Here is a 2,575-nt window from a genome sequence, read left to right on the forward strand (position 1 = left end):
AGCGTAGAGGTGACATGTGTGTCGGCCCAGTCGAAAATAGTGCATAGCTGCGGCCAGTAGCGCACTTGTTCGAAGGGCAGGTGTTCCACCGGGGCACCGGTGATGATGAGACCGTCGAAACGTTCCGCCTGCAGGGCCTCGAAGTCGGTGTAAAAAGCATCCATGTGGCATTGCGGCGTGTTTTTGTAGGACTGTCCACTTATTTTCATGGGAATGAGCGTCAGGTCACGGCCGGTTCGGGCCAGAACGCGGGCTATGTCGAGTTCGGTGACGGCTTTTTCAGGCATCAGGTTGAGGAGCAGGATGCGCGCGGTTCCGTCTGCAAGCGCGTGGGCCGGATGTCGGTTGCAGACGGCGACATCGTAACCTTCAGAGGTAAGAATATCGGCTGCCGGAAGGCCTTTCGGAAGATAAAGCATGCGGATGTTTCAGCTAGAAAAATTAATGTGTAGAAAAACGGGCAGGCAAGCCGTGTGGAATGGACGGAAGTGTCCGCCGGCCTGTCTGCCCGTTGGTTGGTTTCGTTACCAAATGTTCACACGCTTCTTCTTGGGTACGAAGAGCGGATCGGACTTTTTGATATTGAAGGCCTCATACCATGCGTCGATATGGGGCAGGGCGCCGTTGACGCGCCAGCGACCGGCGGAGTGCGGGTCTATTTTGTTGAGCTGGCGTAACATGGCCTCGCGGGTGTTGTTGGCCCACACCAGTCCGTAGCTGAGGAAGAAGCGCTGCTCGGGAGTGAAGCCGTCCTTCTTGCCCAAGGGCTGAGCCTTGGTGGCGTTTTTAAACGCCTGGTAGGCAATGTTGAGTCCACCGTGGTCGGCAATGTTTTCTCCCAAAGTAAGTTGTCCGTTGGCTTTCATGCCCGGGAGCACTTCTATGTTGTCGAAGAAATCCTTCATCACCTTGGTGCGTGCCTTGAACTGTTCATTGTCCTCGGGCGTCCACCAGTTGCGCAGGTTGCCGTCTTTGTCAAACTGGCTGCCCTGATCATCGAATCCGTGTGTCATCTCGTGCCCTATGACAACGCCAATGGCTCCGTAGTTGCAGGCGTCGTCGGCTTGGGCATTGAAGAACGGCGGCTGGAGAATGCCGGCGGGGAAACAGATTTCGTTGGTGGTGGGATTGTAATAGGCGTTGATGGTTTGCGGTGTCATGAGCCACTCCGTGCGGTCGGTCTGCTTGTTGACACGCTTGTCAATGTAGTAGCGGCTCATGAACTGTGAGGCACGTGCCATATTTTCGTAGTAAGAAAGCTTTTCGTCGATAACCAGACCGCTATAGTCCATCCACGTGTCGGGATAGCCTATTTTCACGTAAAAGGAGTTGAGCTTTTCGTGTGCCTGTTTTTTGGTGGCATCGCTCATCCATTCCTGCTTGTCGATGCGCTGTCCCAAGGCTTCCTGAAGGTTTTTCACAAGCTGGAGCATCCGCTGCTTGGAGGATTCGGGAAAATATTTTTCAACGTACATCTTGCCGACAGCCATGCCTAATGCGCCCTCAACGGCTCCCACTGCGCGTTTCCAGCGCGGCCGGTCCTGCTCGGCGCCACTCATGGTGTGGCTGTAAAAGTCGAAACTGGCGGCACGAAAATCATCGCTGAGCAGGCCGGTGGCATCGTCAACAACGCAGAAATACAGATAGGACTTCAAGTCCTCAAGCGGCACTTCTGCGAGAATTTTCTCAACCTCGTGGATCGGTTCAGGCTGGTTGACGCTGATGTGCTCAAACGCCGGCACGCCGTTGAGGAGAAACAGCGTGCTCCAGTCGATGCCGGGAAAGTCGTTGAGCAGCTGGCCGTAAGTCATCTTGTGGTAGTTGCCCTCCACATCGCGTAGTTTTGTCATACTGTAAGATTCCTTGGCGATGCGTGTTTCCACGTTCATCACGCCTTCCATGGCTTTTTGGGCCGCGGCGTCATCCTTTCCGGTCATGACGAAGAGTTTCTTGACGTATTGTTTGTAAGCCTCTCGGATCTTTCGGGTCGGTTCGTCATCGGCCAGATAGTAGTCGCGTTCGCCCATGGCTATGCCACCCTGGTTGATTTGCATGAGATTCCAGCGGGAGTCCTTGAGGTCGGCGTCGCAGCCGAAACCGAAGAAACTGCTGACGCCTTTGGAGGAAAGACGTGCCACTTCGTATTGCAGTTCCTTGCGGCTCTTGATGTTGCCGATTGCTTCAAGATAATTCTTGATGGGGGCGTATCCTTCGGCGTTGCGGCGGACACTGTCCATGGCTAGGCGATAGAGACCGCCGATTTTCTGTTGCAGCGAGCCTTGGGGAGCCTGCTGGGTCGCCATGGTTTCAATGAGTTCGCGCAATTGCTTGCGGTTAGTCTCTTGCAACGCGTCAAACTGGGCGTAACGGGCATATTCGGCCGTAAGGGGATGGGCTTTCATCCATCCGCCGCCGGCGTATTCGAAAAAGTCGGTTCCGGGTTTTGCCGAAAGGTTCATGTTGTTCTTGTCCAGCCCTGAAGGCAGCGGGGATTGGGCTGCCATGGTTGCGGTGGCCGCAAATGTGATCATGGTTAAAATGTTTTTTAATCGCATATTTCCAATTGTTTTTATAC

At 54.3% G+C, this 2,575-nt stretch carries 2 protein-coding genes; both read right to left on the reverse strand.

Annotation, left to right across the window (positions count from 1 at the left end):
• Nucleotides 1–419 (reverse strand): homoserine O-succinyltransferase (locus C5S62_RS01790; RefSeq protein ID WP_145958207.1); only part of this gene is annotated, 419 nt, incomplete at its 3' end.
• A gap of 105 nt (nucleotides 420–524) precedes the next feature.
• Nucleotides 525–2,555 (reverse strand): M13 family metallopeptidase, encoded by a 2,031-nt coding sequence (locus C5S62_RS01795; protein ID WP_104403811.1) that lies wholly within the window; start codon nucleotides 2,553–2,555, stop codon nucleotides 525–527.
• Nucleotides 2,556–2,575 lie beyond the last annotated feature (20 nt).

Source organism: Prevotella sp. MGM2, from assembly GCF_002933955.1.
Lineage (GTDB): Bacteria > Bacteroidota > Bacteroidia > Bacteroidales > Bacteroidaceae > Alloprevotella.